Raw genomic sequence first — 20,970 nt, 5'->3', positions numbered from 1 at the left:
GCTGCGAAAGTTGAGTAAATATATATAGTTCAAGTCACACTCCTAATGATGTATAATGTTCGTGGGCAGCATCCGCTTGCCCCAACCACACACGAAATCCATGCTGCCGCATGGGAGAGGTTCGCGAACTCCCTCTATAAAAAACTAAGGTGGGAAACAGTACCTTTGGTATTGTTTTGTTTTTTTGTGAGCATGTTCAAGAACTCTCTTTCTTCCACTTAAAAAAAAGGAGATGGAGAGCATGAAACAAGAAAAGGCCGTCGTTGTGTTCAGCGGAGGTCAGGACAGTACAACCTGCCTCTTTTGGGCCAAACAACAATTCGGCGAAGTAGAAACCATCACGTTTGACTACGGGCAACGCCACAAGCTGGAGATCGAATGCGCCCAGCAAATTGCCCGGGAGCTTGGCGTGAACAACACGGTATTGGATATGAGCCTGTTGAACCAGCTCGCACCCAATGCCCTCACCCGCACCGACATTGACATCACTCAGGAAGAAGGCCAGCTGCCCTCCACCTTCGTCGACGGTCGCAACCTGCTGTTCCTCTCGTTCGCAGGCGTCTTTGCCAAGCAAAAAGGCGCACGCCATCTGGTGACTGGCGTATGCGAGACGGACTTCAGCGGGTATCCGGACTGCCGCGACTCGTTTATCAAATCGCTCAATGTGACGCTCAATCTGGCGATGGATTACCCGTTTGTGATCCACACGCCGCTGATGTGGCTGAACAAAGCGCAGACGTGGAAGCTCGCCGACGATCTGGGTGCATTCACCTATATCCGCGAAAAAACACTCACCTGCTACAACGGCATCAAGGGTGACGGCTGCGGGGAATGCCCTGCCTGCCACCTGCGAAAAGCCGGACTGGATACCTACCTTTCCGAAAAAAATGAACAAGGGACCACTGTCTGATGAGCGCCAACTTCGATTTTCGCATCGTCGACCGCATGCAGACTTTGGGTACCCATATTGATAGATCACAGCTTCGCTACCACAACAAGCGCGTTCTTGTGAGCAAGGAGTTTACCTTCGACGCGGCACACCACCTGCACGCCTACGAAGGAAAATGCAAGAACCTGCATGGACACACGTATACCGTCGTATTTGGGATCAGCGGCTATCCGGACGAAATCGGACTGGTCATCGATTTTGGCGACATCAAGCAGATTTGGAAGGAACACATCGAAATCTACCTGGATCACCGCTATCTCAACGAAATGCTGCCTGCGATGAACACCACGGCAGAAAATATGGTCGTCTGGCTGTTCGAACAGATGGAGCAGCAGCTGCAATCAGAAGCTTATCGCGACCACTACAACGGAGCTCGTGTCGAATTCGTTCGCTTGTTCGAGACGCCGACCAGCTATGCCGAAGCGAGACGGGAGTGGATGATGGAGTGAACCCTATTCCTGTTTTGGAGATTTTCGGGCCGACTATTCAAGGCGAAGGCATGGTCATCGGGCAAAAAACGATGTTTGTGCGCACCGCAGGGTGTGACTACCGCTGCAGCTGGTGTGATTCCGCCTTTACCTGGGATGGCTCTGCTCGGGATGAGATCCAGCTTCTGTCCGCCGAAGCCATCTGGCAAGAGCTGTACCGGCTGGGCGAAGACCGTTTTTCTCATGTCACGATCTCTGGCGGCAACCCCGCGCTGATCGAGGGCATCGGGGCATTGGTGTCGCTGCTGCAGGAAAAAGGGATTCGTACAGCCGTGGAGACACAAGGCAGCAGATGGCAGGATTGGCTCATGCAAATCGATGACGTCACGATCTCACCCAAGCCGCCAAGCTCCGGGATGAAAACGGATTTGGACATGCTGGATCAGATCGTCCATCGGCTCGTCGATGGCGGTCATGATGGGGTTAGCCTGAAAGTCGTTGTGTTCAATGACGAAGATTTTGCCTATGCGCGCAGGATCCACAGCCGCTACCCTGCGGTGCCTTTTTACCTGCAGCCAGGCAATGGCGATCTGACGGACGCCAACACCGACCTGCTGCGCGAAAAGCTGTTGAAGTCTTTTGAATGGTTGATCGATCAGGCCATGTCAGCAGCAGACATGAACGATGCCAAGGTTCTGCCACAGCTGCACGCCTTGGTCTGGGGCAACAAGCGTGGCGTATAACGATGAGAATCAAGGAAGAAACGAGGGAATAAGATAGATGGCAAACCACGAAGAACGAGACTTGTCTTCATTGACTCTCCTGGGCAACCAGGGAACGACCTACAACTACACGTACGATCCGGGTGTATTGGAGACCTTTGACAACAAGCACCCGTACCGGGATTACTTCGTCAAGTTCAACTGCCCGGAATTCACCAGCCTCTGCCCGATCACCGGGCAGCCTGATTTTGCTACGATCTATATCAGCTATGTCCCGGACATCAAGATGGTGGAGAGCAAGTCGCTCAAGCTGTATCTCTTCAGCTTCCGCAATCACGGGGATTTCCACGAGGATTGCGTCAACATCATCATGAATGACCTGATCAAGCTGATGGAGCCCCGTTACATCGAGGTATGGGGCAAATTCACTCCACGTGGTGGTATTTCGATCGACCCGTACTGCAATTATGGCAAGCCGGGCACGAAGTACGAGGAGATGGCGCAATTCCGGATGATGAATCATGATCTGTACCCGGAGAAAGTCGATAATCGGTAGAGTTGCATGTAGTTCAAAATGAGGAAACCCTTATATAATAAGGGTTTTTCTTATTCTCACATTGTTGGGTTGTAGATTAAAATCACTGTTGTTGACGCATTTCGTCAACAGATCGTCAACAACATCCCTATTATTTTTGCCCCTTTAACCAATGTATAAAGGTACTTTTTGATATTCGCATTAACCGCCCAACCCTTACGACTGGAAGCTCTCCCGAATTCATTAATTCATATGTTTGCCGACGACCAATACCTAGGATGTTCTGAATATCTTTGGGAGTAAGCACATGGTGATAATCTGCCAGTAAATCATCTTCAATACTTCCTATCTCGGATACCTTAGGTTTTTCCTTCTCAATATTCTGAAGTAGCTCTCGGTACGCATGAACCTCTTTTATCAGAACATCCACATCCATCATCACGAGCTTCTGCAGACTCTTATACCTGTCCTCAATCTCTGAAACTTGTTTTTCTGAAAGGAAGTTGTGCTCCATCCCCACTCACCTAATTTGTCGCCTGTATTTTGGGTTAATCTCTACTTCTATCTCCATCCCATATTTGTCCTTAGCCAACTGTTTGACCTGACGTGCAAACCATTCATAACTACATTCCGTTCCAAATGTCTCTGTAACCGTAAATTCAATTTTCCTCACACCACCTGAACTAGTATGGATCCTCATTATTTAAATTCACCTCATGTAAATTTTTTTCTTCGGAATGACTGCCAGGTAGCTTTAGCAAGTCCATAAAAATGGATTTACCTACTATCCACCAAATTTGAACTGATTGCTTGGTTTGCTTTCTATCCAGCGAGTGAGGATTGGTCTTGAAGCAAAGGGTGTCAAATTTGACCCTCTCTACAAAGACGAATCGATGTCGTCACGGACCGTTACATCATCCAGAAATCATCCTGTTTTACGTTCGGATCAACTTTCCGAAGCGCCTTCAGTATTTTTTGGATCGTCTTCAAATTCGGCATGTTGTCATCGCTTGCACACAATCGACTGATCGTTGCTTTATTCAATTTTGATTCTGAGCAGAGCCACCCTTGTGTCAGATCGTTACTGTCTAACCATTTGCCCAAGCGGGATCTCTTTTTTCCAAGCCCAAACATGAGCTATCACCTCACCCATATCTTGGACAAACATTCAGAAAAGTATACTAGCAGTGTTTGAAAAATGCGTAATAATGGACAATCCCTTCCGCATCACATAGTAACACAGCACCACACCGCTGCTCTCCCCTCAACACATCGCAATGTGGTGCTATACATCACTTGGAGGTGCAGCACATGGGTGAAAAACGAAAGCCTATTGTATTTAACACTGAGGATCTCCTGGAGAAAGAAATGCACGAGTACGCGAAGAGTATCAATTTCTCAGGGTGGGCAAAGGGGAAGTTGATGCCTGCAGCTCTCTCACGCCTGGCTCAAAGGGGTATTGATATCGAACCGTATAAAAACCGAAGATACGGAAGCTAACAGACCCAGAAAACAAAAAAACCGCCAAGTTTGGCGGTGGGTAGACTCTGGCTATGGAGCTGTTGCGTTACTCGCGTGTACGCATGCGTTACTCACAGCGTATGCATTGGGGGGCTGCTTTATGCCTGTTCGCTGAACCTGCAGAAAAATTATCCTCCAAAAACAGCTGGGGCTCCCCAAATCATCATTCCGATACCAATTCCAATTTTGATCAGAGCTGCTACTGGCATTTCGCCACACTCCTTTCGTGTATTCTCCCCCAGCATTCCCGACTTACTGAAAATTTATCCATGAGGAGGAGATCAGGATGGTAAAGGTAATTCGCATCAACGGGAACACCATTCAGGACCTGTGCGGCACACAGCTGCCGCCACTAGACGAGAAGACTGCCCTCCGCTTAGATCGTGCTATCGCTCACCTGAAACGGAATAAAAAAGCGTATCTGGCTGTCTGCTATGCCCTGGCGATCGCGCTTCTTCCTCATACTGCCTTTGCTGCGAATGGCATAGGCGGCGGTATCCGTCTGCTGAAACTGGTGCAGCAGGGAGCCTTTTGGGGCGGCATCATCGTGACAATCTGGGGAATCGTCGAAGCCTGGCTGGATTGGCCAGACTGGAAGGGCCGGGTCCTCAAAGGAATCATCGGGTACGTTTTGATCCTACTGGTACCACTCCTCTTCCTTGAGTTGGATGCGAGTCTGGGCGTAGACGTTTGGACAGAGTTGGAACAAAGAACGGGGGCGGTCGGAAAATGATGGTCAAGATCAGCGGAAACCCGATCGAGTCAATCAGCAGCGCAGCCGACAAGGTCAATCAGGCAGCCGACGCCTGGGACGTATTCGTCTACTGGATAAATCCCGTTCATTGGTGGGACGCCCTGGGCGCTTACATCGTAAGCCCGGACGCATTCTTCGCAGTTGCGATCGCGACCTGCCTACTGATTGGACTATGGGCGCTTGGTGCGGAGTGGCCGAAGAAAGCGATATTCTGGGGCAACCTGACATTCTGGATACTACGGGGGCGATCTTCGGATGATTGTAAAAATCGGTAGAAAAGTCATTTACGAGCGGAAGGCAGATGATTACGCGGTTTATGAGATCACGGCGACGCCCAGCATACGGAATAACCAGGCGTACGTCCTGGGGAAGGTTATCTCGAGTTTTTACCGAAAGCCCAGCGAACGCCGCAGCTGGTTCCGTGAAGGGCGGGTCCTTGAAGAAGCCAGCCCCTACCGCTGCAACTTCCGTATCATCATGCGGCCGAATGACGTCGCCTTCTACCTGCTGCTGCCCCGCGAGAAGGCTGGAGAGGTTCTGCGTAAGGCCGAAGCGATCTACGACAGCGGAATCACGATCCAGGAGGTCAAGGACCAGCTGCCGAAGCTGGTCCCGGAGAAGACCTTCTGCACCGAATTGCATTACCGCAAGCACGACATTTTCAGCCTGGCAACCGACAAGGACAACAACTACCCGCTACCGTCGCTGTTGACAGCTGTCCGTACCCTGGAGGGTGACGACGTCGCCATCTTTGACGCCATGTTCGAACCAACGGATCCACTGGGCTGGTACAAGGAAGCGAAGCAGGCCCACAACCTACTAGATCAAGGCTACGTCCCGAATCCCAGCCTGGGAAACAAGATCCTGCGTACCATCCATGCAGGCTTCGAAAAGGCCAGGTACGAGATTCTAAAGCTGACCAGAGTAACTGAGAAACAGAAGGAACGCCTGGAGCAGCACAGGAAGGAGCGCGGCAGCTACAGCGAAGCGTCCCGGATCAAGGCCGACATGACGAACGCCACGAAGCGAAAGCAGGGCGACGACGTCCTAAAAGCCTGGCTGCGGGTCGCCGTTCAGTCAGAGGACCGTACCCGGAGACGGGACACTGCCTACACCATCGCGAACGCTTGGAAGGACCTGACCGCTGACAACGAGCTGGAGCGCACAGACGTGCCCGCAAAATGGACCGCGCAGTTCCTAGACGCGATCGAAACCCGCAAGGGATATTCCATTCGCTTCAAACCGTTGCGTGTGAGTTGCGACGAAGCCGGAAAAATCATGCAGCTGCCCGGACGAAGCCTACTGGAAGAATTCCCACAGGTCCGTAACCGCAGCCACAAGGAAGTCCAGCTGCCGGAAGAATTGACGGTCGAGGGCGACGGTATGAAGCATGTCCGGATTGGCTGGGTGACGACCAGGGGTGTCCGGCAGCTTGCCCGCATTCCTCTTACAGGCTGGGCGGCTATGTCAACGAAGGCGGTCTATGACGCCCTTTGTACGACGACCTTCGCCCAGGGCAAACAGGGCAGCGGTAAGTCGGAAGGCTTCGGGACGGTCTGGGCCTACGATATGGTCATGGCTGGCTTCACGGCTATTCTGATCGACACAGCTGACGGCCAGGTGCTGCGTAACTTTGTGAATTGTCTGCCCGCCGATTATCCGGATGAAAAGTTGCACCTTCTGAACCTAGATAATAAGGCTAGACCAATGCCACTCGGATGGGACGACGTATACGGGCGCACCTTTGCAACAGCAGGTGGAGACGAAGAACTGGCCGCCTTGGAGATCAGCGAACGCCTGACCGCCCGTTTCGTCGGCTTTATCAACGGCCTATCCAAGACGGGCGAGTTTTCCGACCGGATGCAGCAGTACGTCATATCCTGCATGCGGGCGATTACGACCCGGAAGGGCTGGTCTTTTCTCGATCTGGAACTTGCCCTGACGTCGCCCGCATATCGCCAGGAGTTACTGGGTAGAGCAGAAGTACAAACGCATCCAGATGTTGTACGCGACCTCCTCCACCTGCAGGAGAAGGCAGCAAGCGGAAGTGTAAACGCAATTATCGACCCGATCATGGCCCGCGTTAAGGCGCTGTCCTCTACCCCTTTCCTGGCGAACTTGTTCTTGCAAGCGCCAAAGCTAGATGAAGACGGGAAACCTATCTTTGACCTGCGCCGAATCATGGATAACCCGGAAGGCGGATACGGCCATGTCGTCTGCATCCAAGCATCATTTGACGCTTGGCAGGAGTACCAAGGCGTTATCCTGGGATTTTTCGACGATAAAATAAACTTCAACATCTACAGCCGGATTGATCAGGACCAGACACTGCGCAAGCCATGTCTAAAATGGTGGGACGAAGCGCACAAGGTAATTGACTATATTGAGGATCGAGCAAGTGAAACGGCTGTAGAGTTTCGGAAATATCGCGTGAAACAACTGTATACAAACCATTCTATCGATCAAATGGGCGCAGCCGCTCAGGCGCTACTGGACGGTGGCGCCCAAATCACCAGCTACAAGACTGAACGTTTGAGCGAGTTATCGCGATTCGCCCACGCGCTCAAGCCCTACGATGACGCGAAGGTGCTGTACGAGTCCCTGCCAGATAAGCATCGGGCCGTAAACAAGGTACGCCTTCCATCCGGTGCCGACTGCCCAGCCTTTATAGCCGACATGGTACCACCGCCACCAGAGGTCAAAAACCGTAGCTACGCTTGGCAACAGAGTGCTGAACGTTACGGGCGCCCATGGAAAGAAGTGCGGGACACCATCCAATCAAAGCGCTCACGCTATGCTGCTCAAGATAATGACTGGTATGCTGCTAAATCAGAAGAAGCACAGGCAGTAGCTGCAGAGGAAGCCGCACGCAAAGCACAGGCCCGCGCGGAAGCCAGGATGGCAGCCAAAGAAAGTGGAACACCCGCCTCGGCTTAATGCGGAGACGGGTAGTCATTCTTTTTCGGAGAACGAATCAGCCTTTCCACTTTTTTCTGCTCCTTCACTCGTAGCCTCCCCTCTAATTACAGATACGATTGCCCATATATTACTCGTATTAGTAATATGACGTTTGGCTTCGACTAAGTAACAATACTAATTAGAAATAAGTAATGTTACTCTCACTTACGCAATAAGTAATTTACGAGTCAAAATAATCACTTGCCGCCCGGTGGAGTAAATGGCGATGACCCGCAGTACATTGTGCTTGATGTCAGACAGCATGGCGGATCACCACCGGCTGGACAGCAAAGATATTGCCAATGGCAATGAAACTTGGTGCTCGCCGTGTGAGGCAGTATGCTTTCAGGCGGTCGCCAGTGATCTCCAACGGACGCAAAGTTTGCCTCGTTGTCTGGCTGTTGCTGCCAAGGTAGATGATCTGAATATATTGATGTTGATCTGTTGCTCGTTGCATTTCCTTCTCCATGTTCTTCGTTATTCAAGCAAAAAATACCCCACTTTTCAGTGGAACACGCTACCGCCGCCTTCTGGCGAACTAAACATTGGCCAACTTTGTTCTCCTAATAAGGAAATAAGCGATCCTTGTGCGCCAGGGCCGAGCGTCAAAGGAAGAACACGTTCAACAGCATCAAGCGATGCGTGGCTGTAACCCCAACCATCTTCCATCATCATTTGTTCATAACTAGGACAGCAGTCCTTTAAAATATGTTGGATCTCACTCTCCTTTGTCTCTATCATACCGATGCCCCCAGAAAAATAGAAAAAGCCTCTCCAGCGGATCTCTCCACCAGAGGGCTTAAGAATGAGGGCTTGGCCCTTATACTCATATCGCTGCATGTCGTCTTTATCTTAAGATTGTATACCAAAGTTGCTAACAAAAGCTTGCCACTTCTCATACACAGTGATCAGCCCAGGCGTTTTTTCGAATGTTGTTATTGCTTTTGTTAGCCCGTCCAACATACCGTTTAGTGATAGCCTATTTGGTTTTTCCTTGGCAACTTCTTCGGAGATTGAATCAATTGCACCTGATAACTCCTGTTTGGTCTCTTCAGGAATATCTGAATTTTGAATGGCTTCAAGCAGCTCTTTTTTTGCATCTACTAAACCAGCGGCAGTTGTATTATACGTTGTAGCACTTCCGTAATCGCCAACTTGAACAGATCCTTGAGGGGCGTCAATTTTCCCAATGTTATATTTAGGGCCATGAGTAGTCAAGTGCATATCCCCTTCAGAATTATATTGATGTAGATGTATCTCCGTCGGCTTGTCAAGCATCTCAGCAATGCTAGGGAACAACTCATGAAGCATCGACATACTCGCTGGAGTAATCATCCCTTTTTGGGTCAATGGGGGCGGATTTACACTTGTATTAGTACGCGTAGACTTTTTTTTTACTTCTCCTTGCCTAATATCTCTCGCGTACTTTCTTAAATCGTCAGTAATCTCAAATATAGGAAAAATAACCTCTGGAGACACTTCTACTTCTTGTCCACAATCACACGTATACTCTTTCTGAGATGGGACTGTGTCAAAAGTGTCCAGTGTTCGTACACAATAGTGATTCGGACATCTGATCTCCCACTTAAGTACAATTTTACCATCCTTCGTCAGCTCAAGGAGGCGCTCAAAAATAACTCCCAAAGGCAACTCTAAGTCTTGCATCAAGGAGGTTGGATAAAACCTTTTGGTAAGACCCAATGCTTTTCGTTGGACCCAGTTATCAACCATCCATTTGCTTGACATAAAGCTATCCTCCCTTCTTGACTCGATGGCAATACTCATCATACCACAGCTGTGATCGTTTGTCGCACGTGTTTAATAACCTCTTCAGTTGCGGGTGTATTGAAATAAATACTATTTGAAACTAACCCTACCCTGATGGTATGCGATTGGAATACCCCGTTTACTGGGTAGCGAAACCGGATGAACCCAGTTTGATGTTGCAAAAAGGGACTTAGAAAATCATAAAGCGGCTGCCCCCGTAATTCTTTGTCGGAACCCATGGAAACGCGTTGTAGTCCAGCCAAAATAATGGCTGTAAAAGGCGTCTCGAGCAAATTATCACCAAAAACATCTTTTGCCTGGGCAAGATTATCTTCAAGATCAGCAATATCTTCTGTCTCGAAATAATCATTCAAGCCTTCAAGAATTTGAACAATCGCTTCCCCCTGTTCTTGCGTAAACTCATCCAATAATAGACCTGGTTTCGAACTTGTATCAATAAACTCGCCACCTAATGCATCTGCGAATCGTTCTACATCCGCACCGAAGGGGGCAAGTATTCTCGTCTCTTCCATAAATGTCCTTTGTTGGATAAGCGAAAAAAGAACCTGTGCAACTTCCCTTGCTGACTTTGGCTCAGTTCTAATTTCGACTGCACCTTGTTCCTCATTTATATATACGTTGCAGATTCGTTGGATAGGACTAGTGGTCCCAGTATAATAGTCTCGCCGAACACCAGACTTCCACATAAATCTTAAGTAATATTCATGTGGCGAGTCTCCTTCTGCTGCACTGAATAACACTGGCGTACTTGTGAGATCACCAGGGTCAGGAACGGTTATGACTTCGAAAGGATTCTGATGGAAATTTCGTATAATCAATTCCTTAGCACCGCGCAAGGAGTTTTGTGCTGCTGACGAATACCAAGTAACTGTTGTTTTCCCGGCAAGAATCCTATCCCTAACACTCTCCAGTGCGATATTCTGTAGTCTCCTATTACCTTCTATTCTACCCATAATACTATAAGCTAAATCATCCTTGGTCCCAACAGATGGCAAGTTTAAATTCGTACAGATTTCTTTTAGCGATTCCTTCGGAAGGCTAATGACATCTCTTAGCATGGTTAGGTTCTGGATAGTAAGCATCATGATACCCCCGCATCTTTTTACATATTATGGCACAAACATACAAGCTAAGCAAAGAAAATTCTTATTCTGATTGGTCATTGTTTGCAATTGGTTTGCATTTGATTACTAATGAAAATATGGAGTTCGTATATCAATTTTCACAACGAGGTTGTGGCGACGAACACCCCAGCTAAATCTTTGTAGCCCTGAACTATGGCAAGGACGTCAACGGCAGGGAAGATCGGCTCTCCCAGCTCTTCCAGACGAGTCACAAAGCACAGACGGCAGTCCGGCTCCACGAAGAACGGATCGACGCCCGTAAAATTGGAAATGCACGGGTTGCGCAGCACGGTGATGTCGATGTCGGGCGGCATCTCCCCCTGTACCCGACTCAGCGCCCCCCGCTGGCCTGGTAACGGTAGTATGAGAGTCTTCCGCGTCGATCCACAGGTTGGTAATGAACGAGACTACGCCAAGCACGGGCTGACAATTTGCGATTCGGAGTCACGAGTCAGCTTGATCAGAATCGGATTCATGTCTGTCGTGGCCAAAATCCCCGCTGCTTCTGCCTGAACACCCTGCGCTCGCCCGATTTCTTTTCCATCCAAGGTCACGTACGAGTTCATCGCCATGTTTTGCGATTTGAACGGAGCCGTCTTGTAGCCATCCTGGGAAAAAATGCGGCACAGGGCTGTTGCAATCGTTTTTCCGGCATCCAGCTCGTACCCTGAATCATCAACGGGAGGCTTTTATGCAGGCGCTCCCCCCTCCACGCAGCGGCTCAGCCACCTTTTTACCAGCTCTGGATTCGACCCGAAATGCAGATGTGTATAGCCTGCGATCAAATTCCCTTCGGCGTACCCTTTCGGCTTGGTTCCTCGCAGTCCTCTCGTCTCATAGGCGTGTGGCAAGTCAGCCTCTGTCGAATAGGTGGAATAGTGGAACTCATGCCCTTTTGCCTGTTCCTCTGTACTGATCAGGAAGTTACCTTCTTTTCCACGAACCTCGGGACAGCCCGAGGTAGCCAGATTCTTTTACATCCGTCACTTCGCCCGGGATGATCTAGACCATTGGGTACATAGTGCGCGCAGTTGCAACTGTCCAGAAAACAATGCTGGCTCCACAAGCAGCTTCACGGCCTTGTTTTTTTGTGTCGAATTTATCGCGTCCTCTGCTCTTCTTCTTTTCCACCAGAAATATGCTCACAGTTCGCTTGAATTGCTTCTCCCAGACTGTACTTGCCTCTGCTTACCTGATTCAGTACTTTTTCTCTCGTCAATTGGCGTATCCATTGCGGTGATTTGCCTACAATTTCCGCCAATTCAGAAGTGGATACCTCTTTGATTTTCAACTGTTCGGCCTTCGCCTTTGGTTTCGCCAAATCTTCCACCTCACTTTCGTTTTTGGCATGAATTTCATCAGTGTTCATTTTTAGGACATCAGATGAAGTCAAATTTTTAGAATCGGCTGTTTTAACCAGTGCCCAGGCGAAAGCGCCAGTGATTTTCAAAAATAAAATCTAGCGGGATTTCGGGGCTCGCTAGACCCGCTAGCCTCTATCCTCTCCAGAAGGACCCGCGATTCCTAATCACCTATGCCCAGCCTATCCTTAACAGCTTGCACATCGATACCAGATACTTCGATAACGTCAACGTTGCCACTCATTTGAATGAACTGTTGATCGTGTCCCTGGGTCATAAAGAATGACACGCCTTCCTCATCCTTTACCGGCTGGAATCCTTTGACGTGATAGCTGGTAATCACCTTGCCTTGATCGATGTACTTCACGATTGGCTTCATCATCAGCTCATGCTCTTCTGCTTGTACCAATGCCAGCAGCGCTGTTGACTTTGCCTGCATTAACGTACAAAACATACGCTCATCATCGATCCCCTTCCCTGTGTTCGATATTTCTTTGATGCTCAGATCGATTTCTTCAAGGTGGCTTTTAATCTGTTTAACTCGATTACTCATAGCTGTTGATCCCTCTCTTCTCTCTGAAATAAAAAATGCCACTCAAAATACGAGTGACATTGTCGCGAGTATATTTCTTTAATATTTTCTTTAATATTTTCTTTAGGCATCGCGCTCTAATGAAGAAAAAAGTTTGACTGTCCTCTACGTGGAGTACACTACTGTACCCTACGTGGAGTACGGTTCTGTACTCTACGTGGAGTACGGTCGTGACTGTCCTCTATGTGGAGTGCGGTTGCCGTAAAAGCCTTATGTATCAAGGGCTGGCGCTTCTGTCCGTACTCTACGTGGAGTACAGTCGCTTGTTGCAAAAGAAAAAGCACCTTGTGGGTGCTTATCGTAAACTACCGCCCTGCTCGATCAAATCGATACCGTATGCTGTAATTTTCGCTTGGTATGCGGTTCTGTGCATAATTTTACTATCAATTAGGTTTTTATCATTGAGGTATAGGATTGCTGTTACAAGCTCATTATCAATCTTTCCGTCTTTTTCAATGTTAATTTGTGCAGTACGGCCGCCATCTTGGAAATGATGGTCATACAAGTCTTTTAGCAATTCTAGTCTCTTCTGATTTCTTTGTTCAGGTGTCATGGTCCCACCTCCTTTCGCCTACATCATTCGACAAAAGGAAGTCATTTCCTGTTACTATTTTACTATTCTTCCTCCAACATGTGGTAATTGTTAAAATCCGAGACCTTTTCCTGTAATATACGGTCGTCAATAAAAAAACCGCCCGTAGGCGGTTGTTTCTGGTTTATTGGATCGGCTGATATTGTTTAATCCGTTGTTCCATGTTTATTATTTTCTGCGTTTAATAATGCTCTGATCCTGATGCTTATGTGGCAAGCTCAAACCGACTTGCTTGCTCATGTTCTTAGCTTTCCACTGTGTGAAACACATACGCTCTAGGGACTTTTGCTCTAGTGTTCTTGCCATTACTTTCACCCCGTTCTGTATCTTTAGACGAAATGCCAATATACTACTCAGGGAGTTTTATTTTCCTTTTGCTTTACAATCTTCTCCCACGGCTTTTCATTAACTTTTCTATCTCCGCGACAATAGCCTCCCCTTCATTGAGGTGGTACTCACCTCTAACACGATCTACGTCAATATATTCAGCATTCTTTAATGCTTTAATAGCAGCTTCGATAATGTGGTTGTTCAGTGGAGTTCTAAGCCTTTCCAACTCCTTGATTCTGTTCTGTTCTGTAGACCGATTTTCCATTGAAATTTCCTCCAGTATTGTTATGGTATTTAAACTTGTGGAATGCTGTTTCCACCGTGTTGTGGCGGCCTGTACTCAACAGATGTTCCCGGATCACCAATACTAATAATGGGACCTTTATATTCATCCGATTTACTGAAGAAATCTTCAATCGTCTCTCCACTCATCCATTTTCGAATCAAAGTCTCTTTTTCGGTAAGTGACAACGCGGTCGCTCTTGGATCAATGTAGGAAGCGATCCCTACTAAATCCATTTCAGTCGTTCTTGAATAGGATACTCGCCAATCCAACATTACTTGCTCTCGTTTCATCTTCAAATCTGCTATTTGTTGCGCTAATTGCTCCCCTTGCTTATGGAGATTATTGACTCTTTCCACACGATCCTTGTCCGCTTGAATGGCGGCAGCTTTGACTTTGTCCAGCTCCTTTCCTAATTGATATCCCTGCCCTAACTGAGATCTATATCCTTGAATGGAGTCCTTGATTTCATCGATCTGTAAACGCAGCTGGCGATTACTCTTCATGATTTTTTCAGCACCCGCATTATCCCCGGCTATTTCTAATTCAATCATGGCCGCAGTTTGCACTTTAACCTTATCTGTGAGGGAATCGAATAGAAATTCCAGCTCCTCAATTTTTGAACGGATCTTCCCTTCCTGCTCGTTCACTTTACTCAAAAACTCATTGACATGTTGCTGTAACGTTTTGTTTCCAAACATCTTCATCGCTCCTCTGTTTTGATTGGGTGGAACCGTAATTGAAAATTTATCTAGCAATCACAGACTGTAGTGTTATAAAATCTATTGCGGAAGCATAACCTAGTTTCAAACGATGTTACTGATCTGGATACCTTCACTATTGGCAGTAGTGGGGGTATTTTTTCTGTCTTCACGAACCTCTCCTAAGAAACTTTCTATCTTGCCCGTATCCCTACCCTGGGATTTCATGACGGCGATCAAATCATCAACGTCAATCGTCTTTCTACTATCCATTCGGTCGCCTCCTAGAACCTCGGCTTCTTATCACTGAGAATGAAATACACTTCTTCCACAGGATCATAGTGCTTGGTTAGTAACTCAAATGCTGACATCTCCAGGATCCGCTTTGCGTACTTCTTTAGAGCAGAGATACTCCGTCCGCCTGTACCAAGAAACAAAGTGTAATTACCTCTCACCTCCATGGGCTTATAAACCCCGTCCTCCTTCGCTGGTTCAACTGCCATCATCTCAACGATGCCCATTCTGCTAAAGATTGCGTATTTGCCTTCCAGCAAAATGGCCTGAAAGAGCCTGGTTTTGTTACGTCCCGACCATGTTTCTACTAAAACCTCTTCCATTTCCTCAAACACCCCCTCTCTACAGTTTGAACTGCGCAAGCTCTTGTGTGATGTCATCCATTTCATCATTCAACTTGGCTATTCTAGCCTCGATTTTCTGAAACTCTTTTTCTGACAGAAGCGGCTTTTCAGCAGCCAGAAGACGAAGCTCCGTATATTCGTTGACAACGTTCAAATACCGTTTTTCAGCTTTGCGTATCGCCTTTGTGGAGAATTAAGGATTTTCATCTAGTTCAGCCTCCGTTTGAACAAACTGCTGCAGGATGTTTTCCCGTTCAAGTCGCAATTTCTCGATACGTGCTTTATAAATCTCGATCTCCAGCTCAGAGAGTCGATAGCGCTCGACGATCAATTCCCGGGCAAGCCGGGTATGCTCCTGTGTTATTTCAACCAGCCGGTCGCCGTGTTCAGAGTTGACAGCTAGCCAGATAGTCCGCTTACTATGGTTCATGATCTAACACCACCGATTACTTGCATGATGTTCATAATTTCCTGACTGTCTGAAATGTACCGCTTATACGTCTTCTCCACCCAGTGAATCGCTTCTGACTTGCTCATCCGACGAACTTCCTGCCTGATAGCTGCCACCGTTTTACCATATCTTCGTGAAGCCAAGAGCTTAAAATATTCATCCATGAATCGGGCGCCCTTCGGGTTTTTATCAAGCATTTCAAGCATGCTGTATTTGAGAATTCCCCGCGCCGAGAAAAGCATTGTTTCGGGATCATCTGGATTCGGCATAACGTCCACGCCGCTCTCCATCAATGGCTTTTCGATGTTGGACTTCTTCAACCGATGCATCGTCACGTCTGGAGCGTCCATTTGAGCTTGGTAAGAGATAAACCGGACATCCCTCGAATAGTCAACATCAACTCCTTCCTCTTTCAGCTGTTCCAGAAGCGTCTTTACGCAAGCAGCAACTTCGTTAATTATCAGAGGCTTCGGATATGTCTTAAAGTTGCTGCCACCCAAATCCATCGTGATCGTATACTTGGAAAATGGATCGGCTTCATCTACGGGGAAAGCAAAAATCTTCCCGCCCAATTCTTCTTTTAGCTGTGCTGCTCTATTTTCAATCTCCTGAATGTACATCCACTACACCGCCTTCTCGTAATTAATTCATAGTACAGTTTGGTTTGCCGTCACCCTCAAGAATGCCAAGCATGATCGCAAGTTTGCACATGGCTCTCCACCTGATTTTGGTATAAGTACCCTCGCTGATCGGTGGATTGAAACGATCGCGATACACTCTATAGTCGGTGATATAATCGGTATTGACACCTAGATACCTTTCTTTAATCAAAAATTGTTCACGATCTGGTAGCTGGCTGACAGCCTGTTCAATCTTTCTACAGAATGTACGATGCTTTTCCAGTGATTCGATATCATAATTTGATCTAATGGATTGGCCGTCTTCTGGAATTAGGTATTTGCAAAGCCTGTACTTCTCAAGAAGGGATTCAACAGATTGAAGTATTGCTTTTCGTTCACCCTTATGTAACTCATCAACCCCTTTCACTGGTAACACCTCGATTGCAAAGTGGACACCAATGAGAATCTGGAACCTCCGAGCTAATGCCTAGAATCTCAGCCAGCTTTTTCATCGATTTATTTTTATATTTGTAGTACGTGAACTGGCTAATCTGCATAGCCTCATAAACTTCGTAATCCTTGACGTAATTCCCATCCTGAGAAAGGTACCGCTCCGTAATCAGCCGAATTTCTTTTGGAGCAAGGAGTGCAACTGCTTTTTCGATCCGTTCAACGAACTGCTTGCGTTGTAGAACGATTTCGTCATCTAGCTGCTTGTCCTCTGCCACGCCAACTAGATTGATGTATTTTAAAAACTGTGCCTGTTTGAGCATTTCTTCAACGGTTTTGAAGGTGGTTTTATCTACTAGTGCCCTCACATCACATCCTCCTTCTAAGAATCTCCCCAGTTATAGTCCTCTGGATTGTTACCTCCTTGTACCCAGCGTTGAAATCCTATCTCTTTGTCTCGAGGATCAGCTTTTTTTGCTTTATAAGTCGAGGGCTTGTCTGATGACAAATGATCTTTCCAACGGTCGCTTTTGAGAAAAGTAGCTGCATGCTTAATGAACTGCATCTCTTTTCCCTGGCATTCAGTTGCATAGTTTCTGGTCGCTGCCATGATTTCATCTATGCTAACTCCTGATTTGACTAGGGCATTCCATGCTTTTGCTGCATCGGCTTTTGATACTTTCCGAGGATATTCACTCCAAAATTCATCGAATTGCGGAGTATATATTTCTTTCTTATCATTCTTTACATTCTTATTATTGTTCCGCGGTTGTTCCGCGACTGTTCCAAGTTCCGTTCCGAGTTCTGTCTTCTTATAGCTGTCAAACCCTTGATACTGCTCGTAATTTAGTACTGTGAACACTGTTCCAAGTTGGTGCTGTTTCGTGCATATCCTCTGCATATCAACTAGTTTCTTGATGGTCCGGTTTATCGTGGACACAGAATAAGTTTTGACCTGACGATTTTCAATGAATTTTAGGTCCTCTTGCAGCTTTCTCGTAGATCGAAGCCATTGACCACGTTGTAGAATAAGGTCATCTGCAACTCGTACGCCTTCGTCTGAAAACACTGCGTTGCCATAGATCAAGAAAAATAACCGAAATTCAACTATGCTTTTCCAAATTGGATTTTTGAACACCTCACGACTTGTAAGAAACGCTCCTCCCTCCACATCACCACCACTCTTTCATGTTTCCACCGGAAAAAATTGACGATTATCGATATCCCTGCTCCTGTTGTCGCAGCCAAGCCTCCAAAGTGTCTCTACGCAGTAAATACTTGGCACCGATTTTCACGTGAGGAATAGTCCCTGCCCGTAGCATCGAGTACAATTTATACTCCGAAATGGAGTTCTCGAACACTTCCTCAAGCGCTTCTTTCACCGTAAGGGTGTTTCGTCTATTTTGCACTGGCTGCACCTGCTGCTGTTGGATTAACGCTTGTGCCATCTCCTGGGCCAACTTCTGGATGAGCTGGCTTGGATCAGGTTGATGTTCTGCAGGCTGAGCTGTATGTACTATAACCGCTGGGCTGATGGATCGGTTTGTTCTTCCTCTGGATCCCCTCATTGATCTCACCACCTATACCTTTTATTTCGTGACGATATCGTTTCGTTTTTCGCGCATTCGCTTCATTCTCGCCCTAGATGCTTCCTTTTGTTCTGACGTCATTTTTGAAACGATCTCAACTGCAAAACGGACTTGACTGCCTTTTAGCTTCCACCTAGCAGCTGTGACACGGTCACCGTCTTTTTCCTCCCAAAAAGGTTCGGCTATCTTGCGTAGCTTCGTCAGATGGCGAGGTACGCAGCTATAAACATCCCAAATCCCATCAATGTAGTCATATACGCAAACCGTTTCCTTTTCCTCGTTGGTATAATTCATCTCTTACCTCTCCTTCTATCGTGAATTTCAAGGCAGTTGACACACGTTTTTCAAGTAAGCTGATGATAGCTGGGTATTTGTGCCTCCTCGTATGTCACTCGCATTTATTCCAGCGTTTTAGATTTCGCACGACACGCCTTTCAACTCTTTGTACACCGGTTCGCCACTCCACCAGTTTTTATCTGACTTCGCCACTGCCTGCTCTGCAAGTTCTCTGCTGAAATAGATCCCATAAATCAATTTTGTTACGCTGTCCGAAACCTCTACGACAGTCAACGTTTCTTTTTCCATTTGTTTCACCCTCGCGTATAGTCCAGCATAGAGCGGCCATCCCTCAACCGTTTTTGCTGTCAATGCGTCCCAAGTTGTAACAGGCTGATACTCATCACCGTTGCGGACCTCGATGTGATCGCCTTCCCCCAGATATAGTTCTTGCCCATTAGACCGTTGAATCCCTACTGTCCCGTTTTCAACAAACAGCCTGCCAGTTATATAACCAGCCATGATGTCAGCAGTCTCTTTCATGTGATCAGACAGAAAGATCATTGATTAACGCCCCCCTTCTGCGAGCTGCCGCTTTGAGTAATTGCAGCTTTGTTCCCATTGAAAGGCGCCTCCATGTCCCGCATTTGATTCGCAAAAACGTCCCCCCTCCAAATACTTCAAGTGATTACCCGGCAGTAACTCCAGTAGCTTTAACAATCACAAAAATGTCGTCAAATTCAACTGCTAGAGTATCAGTGATTCTTTTTGCCACTGGTGGACTTGGATGACGATCCCCATTGGTAATTTGAATCGTCATCGGCTGTGATAACTTAATTGCTTTGCTGAAGCTAGTTTTAGTGAAACCTTTGCGGAGTAAAAGCTCATTCAGATGATCCAGGTCCTTAACCTTTATCTTCACTTTGCCACCACCTTTCTTGCTATAAGCAAACTATAACACCAATTCTTACTATAAGCAAGAATTAACAAGTTTTATATTTTAATTTGTTTGCCTTTAGCAAGTTTGTTTATAATAGCTAGTAAAGAGAAAGGTTGTGGTTCCATGGATCCAACAGAATTCGGGAGATATCTTAAATCATTAAGAAAAGCTCAAAACTTGACACTCACCCAACTCGGAAAGCTTATTGGGTACTCCAACCCCTACTTGTCGCAAATCGAAAACGGCCAAAAGGGTATACCCTCCCCTGACCTATTAAGAAAGTTATCTGGGCCGTTGAATGCAGATTTTTTTGTGTTAATGCAAAAAGCTGGGCATTTACCGAATCAAGACTATCAAGCAATATTAAACGGAATGTTGCAGGGGATTATTGAAATTACTGGAGAGGATTTTTCAGTGGACTTAATTGAGAAACTTGAGCCATTAAAAATGAAATATGACGCAATTCTCGAAGAAGACTTTGAGTTTTCACCCCTCAGTCTAAGAGAACTAATGAAGAACAGCAGCTGGCGGCAAGAATGGAAGCAAGAAATGCTCACAGACATTATTGTCACGCTTAAGAATTCTGGTAACACATCTGCAAATAAAATGAATAACTCTTATTTGGAGTTAAGTACATACCTCGAACAAACAAACATTACATACAAAGGTAATCCTCTCACTGAAGATGACCGAAAATTAATACTCGACATGCTCAACAGAATATATCCAGATCAGAAGGACCTTGGTTAACCGGCTTTATATTCGTCTAGTTAACTTGTGATAACAGTTCATTTTCCAAGGAGGCAAACCAATGAAATTAGCCGATGCCAAAAAGTTAATCAGCGAACTTCAATACTTTGTAGATTTAGTGGAGTCTTACGAGCCCAGTACCTTTGAGACCAATATAATTCGCGAGTACGCGATTCATGGGAACGTCAATGAAGTAGCGAAAATAATGAATGAATTAGGATTTCAGGTAAACGGAAAAAAAGTTAACAGTTCAGATGTTTCCGAAGTGCTGAAACAAAAACCATCCGATGAGTTGCACAAAATCGTATCAAGAACATTTAAAAACAACAAAAAAGCTGTACAAAAGTTCACCTAATAATCAACGGAAAACTTCCTTTGATTTCAACTAGTCCCGTATTCCCGGGAGTGGTACGTCGCTACCCACTACTCTGCGTACAGTATTGCGCAGTAAAGGAGGAGAATTGATGGAGAGGAAAGCAAGAAAGCAAACTCAGTTCACTTACACTGAGCAAAACGGCATATTACCGATTGAGGAATGGCTAATATCAGCCCTAAAAACTTTTGCTAAAACGAAATATGGAATAAGTCTTGAGGTGTATTACGGAAAGGAGGAATAAA

36 protein-coding genes, 1 pseudogene and 1 riboswitch are annotated in these 20,970 nt (G+C 46.7%); of the genes and pseudogenes, 11 read left to right on the top strand and 26 right to left on the bottom strand.

Annotation, left to right across the window (positions count from 1 at the left end; all coding sequences use genetic code 11):
- Positions 1-110: 110 nt before the first annotated feature.
- Positions 111-154, top strand: a riboswitch (PreQ1 riboswitch).
- A 78-nt stretch (positions 155-232) separates the two neighbouring features.
- From queC to queF, 4 genes are read left to right on the top strand one after another with little or no spacing between them, the layout of a single operon-like run.
- Positions 233-910: a 7-cyano-7-deazaguanine synthase QueC gene (gene queC, locus EDM52_RS18610; RefSeq protein ID WP_122910449.1), complete on the top strand. Its 678-nt coding sequence runs from the start codon at positions 233-235 to the stop codon at positions 908-910.
- Complete coding sequence (gene queD, locus EDM52_RS18605; RefSeq protein WP_122910448.1) at positions 910-1,398, top strand: 6-carboxytetrahydropterin synthase QueD; 489 nt, start codon at positions 910-912, stop codon at positions 1,396-1,398. The genes queC and queD overlap by 1 nt, the downstream gene beginning before the upstream one ends.
- Positions 1,395-2,120 carry a 7-carboxy-7-deazaguanine synthase QueE gene (queE, locus tag EDM52_RS18600; RefSeq protein WP_276330130.1) on the top strand — a complete coding sequence of 242 codons (726 nt, stop codon included), beginning with the start codon at positions 1,395-1,397 and terminating at the stop codon, positions 2,118-2,120. Before queD ends, queE begins: the two co-directional genes overlap by 4 nt.
- 37 nt (positions 2,121-2,157) lie before the next feature.
- On the top strand, positions 2,158-2,655 hold the full coding sequence (queF, locus tag EDM52_RS18595; RefSeq protein ID WP_122910446.1) for a preQ(1) synthase: 498 nt from the start codon (positions 2,158-2,160) through the stop codon (positions 2,653-2,655).
- A 130-nt stretch (positions 2,656-2,785) separates the two neighbouring features.
- Here queF and EDM52_RS25550 read toward each other — a convergent pair whose 3' ends face one another.
- Positions 2,786-3,148 carry a helix-turn-helix domain-containing protein gene (locus tag EDM52_RS25550; RefSeq protein ID WP_338068331.1) on the bottom strand — a complete coding sequence of 121 codons (363 nt, stop codon included), beginning with the start codon at positions 3,146-3,148 and terminating at the stop codon, positions 2,786-2,788.
- A 395-nt stretch (positions 3,149-3,543) separates the two neighbouring features.
- Entirely contained in the window at positions 3,544-3,768 is a 225-nt protein-coding gene (locus EDM52_RS18580; protein WP_122910444.1) for a helix-turn-helix domain-containing protein, read from the bottom strand.
- A 177-nt stretch (positions 3,769-3,945) separates the two neighbouring features.
- On the opposite strand from EDM52_RS18580, the gene EDM52_RS18575 reads away from it, so the two are divergent.
- The 4 genes from EDM52_RS18575 to EDM52_RS18560 all read left to right on the top strand — a co-directional run bounded on the left by EDM52_RS18575 (position 3,946) and on the right by EDM52_RS18560 (position 7,846).
- Positions 3,946-4,134 carry a hypothetical protein gene (locus EDM52_RS18575; RefSeq protein ID WP_122910443.1) on the top strand — a complete coding sequence of 63 codons (189 nt, stop codon included), beginning with the start codon at positions 3,946-3,948 and terminating at the stop codon, positions 4,132-4,134.
- Between the two features lie 307 nt (positions 4,135-4,441).
- Positions 4,442-4,888 carry a hypothetical protein gene (locus EDM52_RS18570; RefSeq protein WP_122910442.1) on the top strand — a complete coding sequence of 149 codons (447 nt, stop codon included), beginning with the start codon at positions 4,442-4,444 and terminating at the stop codon, positions 4,886-4,888.
- Entirely contained in the window at positions 4,846-5,184 is a 339-nt protein-coding gene (locus EDM52_RS18565) for a hypothetical protein (protein WP_183185185.1), read from the top strand. Before EDM52_RS18570 ends, EDM52_RS18565 begins: the two co-directional genes overlap by 43 nt.
- Positions 5,165-7,846 (top strand): hypothetical protein, encoded by a 2,682-nt coding sequence (locus EDM52_RS18560; RefSeq protein ID WP_122910440.1) that lies wholly within the window; start codon positions 5,165-5,167, stop codon positions 7,844-7,846. Before EDM52_RS18565 ends, EDM52_RS18560 begins: the two co-directional genes overlap by 20 nt.
- A 274-nt stretch (positions 7,847-8,120) precedes the next feature.
- Here the strand turns inward: EDM52_RS18560 and EDM52_RS18555 are convergent, their stop codons facing one another.
- From EDM52_RS18555 to EDM52_RS18455, 24 genes and pseudogenes are all read right to left on the bottom strand, one after another.
- The gene (locus tag EDM52_RS18555; RefSeq protein ID WP_245997113.1) at positions 8,121-8,324 is read right to left on the bottom strand and encodes a WYL domain-containing protein; all 204 of its coding nucleotides are present in this window, start codon (positions 8,322-8,324) and stop codon (positions 8,121-8,123) included.
- Positions 8,325-8,371: 47 nt separating this feature from the next.
- Positions 8,372-8,707, bottom strand: a complete 336-nt coding sequence (locus EDM52_RS18550) for a hypothetical protein (protein ID WP_122910438.1) — start codon at positions 8,705-8,707, stop codon at positions 8,372-8,374.
- A 12-nt stretch (positions 8,708-8,719) separates the two neighbouring features.
- A complete protein-coding gene (locus EDM52_RS18545; RefSeq protein ID WP_122910437.1) occupies positions 8,720-9,613 on the bottom strand; it encodes a hypothetical protein in 894 nt (297 codons plus the stop codon).
- A gap of 38 nt (positions 9,614-9,651) precedes the next feature.
- Positions 9,652-10,740, bottom strand: coding sequence for a hypothetical protein (locus EDM52_RS18540; protein WP_221175561.1), 1,089 nt, complete (start codon positions 10,738-10,740; stop codon positions 9,652-9,654).
- Between the two features lie 137 nt (positions 10,741-10,877).
- A complete protein-coding gene (locus tag EDM52_RS25745; protein WP_415783070.1) occupies positions 10,878-11,093 on the bottom strand; it encodes a hypothetical protein in 216 nt (71 codons plus the stop codon).
- Positions 11,094-11,204: 111 nt separating this feature from the next.
- Positions 11,205-11,476, bottom strand: a pseudogene (locus EDM52_RS25740) (nucleotide-binding protein); the annotation flags it as partial.
- Positions 11,469-11,696 carry a hypothetical protein gene (locus EDM52_RS18530; RefSeq protein ID WP_245997122.1) on the bottom strand — a complete coding sequence of 76 codons (228 nt, stop codon included), beginning with the start codon at positions 11,694-11,696 and terminating at the stop codon, positions 11,469-11,471. The pseudogene EDM52_RS25740 and the gene EDM52_RS18530, both read right to left, overlap by 8 nt.
- A gap of 182 nt (positions 11,697-11,878) precedes the next feature.
- On the bottom strand, positions 11,879-12,148 hold the full coding sequence (locus EDM52_RS18525; protein ID WP_122910435.1) for a hypothetical protein: 270 nt from the start codon (positions 12,146-12,148) through the stop codon (positions 11,879-11,881).
- A gap of 155 nt (positions 12,149-12,303) precedes the next feature.
- Positions 12,304-12,693 carry a hypothetical protein gene (locus tag EDM52_RS18520; protein WP_122910434.1) on the bottom strand — a complete coding sequence of 130 codons (390 nt, stop codon included), beginning with the start codon at positions 12,691-12,693 and terminating at the stop codon, positions 12,304-12,306.
- A gap of 334 nt (positions 12,694-13,027) precedes the next feature.
- Complete coding sequence (locus tag EDM52_RS18515; RefSeq protein WP_122910433.1) at positions 13,028-13,285, bottom strand: hypothetical protein; 258 nt, start codon at positions 13,283-13,285, stop codon at positions 13,028-13,030.
- 418 nt (positions 13,286-13,703) lie between these two features.
- On the bottom strand, positions 13,704-13,919 hold the full coding sequence (locus EDM52_RS18510; protein ID WP_122910432.1) for a hypothetical protein: 216 nt from the start codon (positions 13,917-13,919) through the stop codon (positions 13,704-13,706).
- 29 nt (positions 13,920-13,948) lie between these two features.
- Positions 13,949-14,638, bottom strand: a complete 690-nt coding sequence (locus EDM52_RS18505) for a hypothetical protein (RefSeq protein WP_122910431.1) — start codon at positions 14,636-14,638, stop codon at positions 13,949-13,951.
- Positions 14,639-14,743: 105 nt separating this feature from the next.
- Entirely contained in the window at positions 14,744-14,911 is a 168-nt protein-coding gene (locus EDM52_RS24780) for a histone H3/H4 domain-containing protein (protein ID WP_183185183.1), read from the bottom strand.
- Positions 14,912-14,922: 11 nt separating this feature from the next.
- Positions 14,923-15,255, bottom strand: a complete 333-nt coding sequence (locus EDM52_RS18500) for a hypothetical protein (RefSeq protein ID WP_122910430.1) — start codon at positions 15,253-15,255, stop codon at positions 14,923-14,925.
- A 19-nt stretch (positions 15,256-15,274) separates the two neighbouring features.
- Positions 15,275-15,430, bottom strand: a complete 156-nt coding sequence (locus EDM52_RS24775; RefSeq protein WP_183185181.1) for a hypothetical protein — start codon at positions 15,428-15,430, stop codon at positions 15,275-15,277.
- A gap of 39 nt (positions 15,431-15,469) precedes the next feature.
- On the bottom strand, positions 15,470-15,706 hold the full coding sequence (locus EDM52_RS18495; RefSeq protein WP_122910429.1) for a hypothetical protein: 237 nt from the start codon (positions 15,704-15,706) through the stop codon (positions 15,470-15,472).
- A complete protein-coding gene (locus tag EDM52_RS18490) occupies positions 15,703-16,347 on the bottom strand; it encodes a hypothetical protein (protein WP_122910428.1) in 645 nt (214 codons plus the stop codon). The genes EDM52_RS18495 and EDM52_RS18490 overlap by 4 nt, the downstream gene beginning before the upstream one ends.
- A 22-nt stretch (positions 16,348-16,369) precedes the next feature.
- Positions 16,370-16,774 carry an ArpU family phage packaging/lysis transcriptional regulator gene (locus EDM52_RS18485; protein WP_122910427.1) on the bottom strand — a complete coding sequence of 135 codons (405 nt, stop codon included), beginning with the start codon at positions 16,772-16,774 and terminating at the stop codon, positions 16,370-16,372.
- Positions 16,761-17,165, bottom strand: coding sequence for an ArpU family phage packaging/lysis transcriptional regulator (locus tag EDM52_RS18480; RefSeq protein WP_122910426.1), 405 nt, complete (start codon positions 17,163-17,165; stop codon positions 16,761-16,763). Before EDM52_RS18480 ends, EDM52_RS18485 begins: the two co-directional genes overlap by 14 nt.
- 14 nt (positions 17,166-17,179) lie before the next feature.
- Positions 17,180-17,968, bottom strand: coding sequence for a hypothetical protein (locus tag EDM52_RS18475; RefSeq protein ID WP_122910425.1), 789 nt, complete (start codon positions 17,966-17,968; stop codon positions 17,180-17,182).
- A gap of 43 nt (positions 17,969-18,011) precedes the next feature.
- Positions 18,012-18,365, bottom strand: a complete 354-nt coding sequence (locus tag EDM52_RS18470; RefSeq protein WP_122910424.1) for a helix-turn-helix domain-containing protein — start codon at positions 18,363-18,365, stop codon at positions 18,012-18,014.
- Positions 18,366-18,386: 21 nt separating this feature from the next.
- The gene (locus EDM52_RS18465; protein ID WP_122910423.1) at positions 18,387-18,680 is read right to left on the bottom strand and encodes a hypothetical protein; all 294 of its coding nucleotides are present in this window, start codon (positions 18,678-18,680) and stop codon (positions 18,387-18,389) included.
- Between the two features lie 117 nt (positions 18,681-18,797).
- Positions 18,798-19,226: a hypothetical protein gene (locus tag EDM52_RS18460; protein ID WP_122910422.1), complete on the bottom strand. Its 429-nt coding sequence runs from the start codon at positions 19,224-19,226 to the stop codon at positions 18,798-18,800.
- Between the two features lie 124 nt (positions 19,227-19,350).
- Complete coding sequence (locus tag EDM52_RS18455) at positions 19,351-19,584, bottom strand: helix-turn-helix domain-containing protein (protein WP_122910421.1); 234 nt, start codon at positions 19,582-19,584, stop codon at positions 19,351-19,353.
- Positions 19,585-19,725: 141 nt separating this feature from the next.
- On the opposite strand from EDM52_RS18455, the gene EDM52_RS18450 reads away from it, so the two are divergent.
- From EDM52_RS18450 to EDM52_RS24770, 3 genes are all read left to right on the top strand, one after another.
- On the top strand, positions 19,726-20,352 hold the full coding sequence (locus tag EDM52_RS18450; RefSeq protein WP_122910420.1) for a helix-turn-helix domain-containing protein: 627 nt from the start codon (positions 19,726-19,728) through the stop codon (positions 20,350-20,352).
- A 61-nt stretch (positions 20,353-20,413) separates the two neighbouring features.
- Complete coding sequence (locus EDM52_RS18445) at positions 20,414-20,707, top strand: hypothetical protein (RefSeq protein ID WP_122910419.1); 294 nt, start codon at positions 20,414-20,416, stop codon at positions 20,705-20,707.
- Between the two features lie 109 nt (positions 20,708-20,816).
- Positions 20,817-20,969 carry a hypothetical protein gene (locus EDM52_RS24770; protein ID WP_183185179.1) on the top strand — a complete coding sequence of 51 codons (153 nt, stop codon included), beginning with the start codon at positions 20,817-20,819 and terminating at the stop codon, positions 20,967-20,969.
- The last annotated feature ends 1 nt before the right edge of the window (position 20,970 follow it).

The organism is Brevibacillus invocatus (genome assembly GCF_003710915.1).
GTDB lineage: Bacteria > Bacillota > Bacilli > Brevibacillales > Brevibacillaceae > Brevibacillus > Brevibacillus invocatus.
Note: the sequence above shows the minus strand (reverse complement) of the source record. Positions and strands in the feature narration are given on the sequence as shown.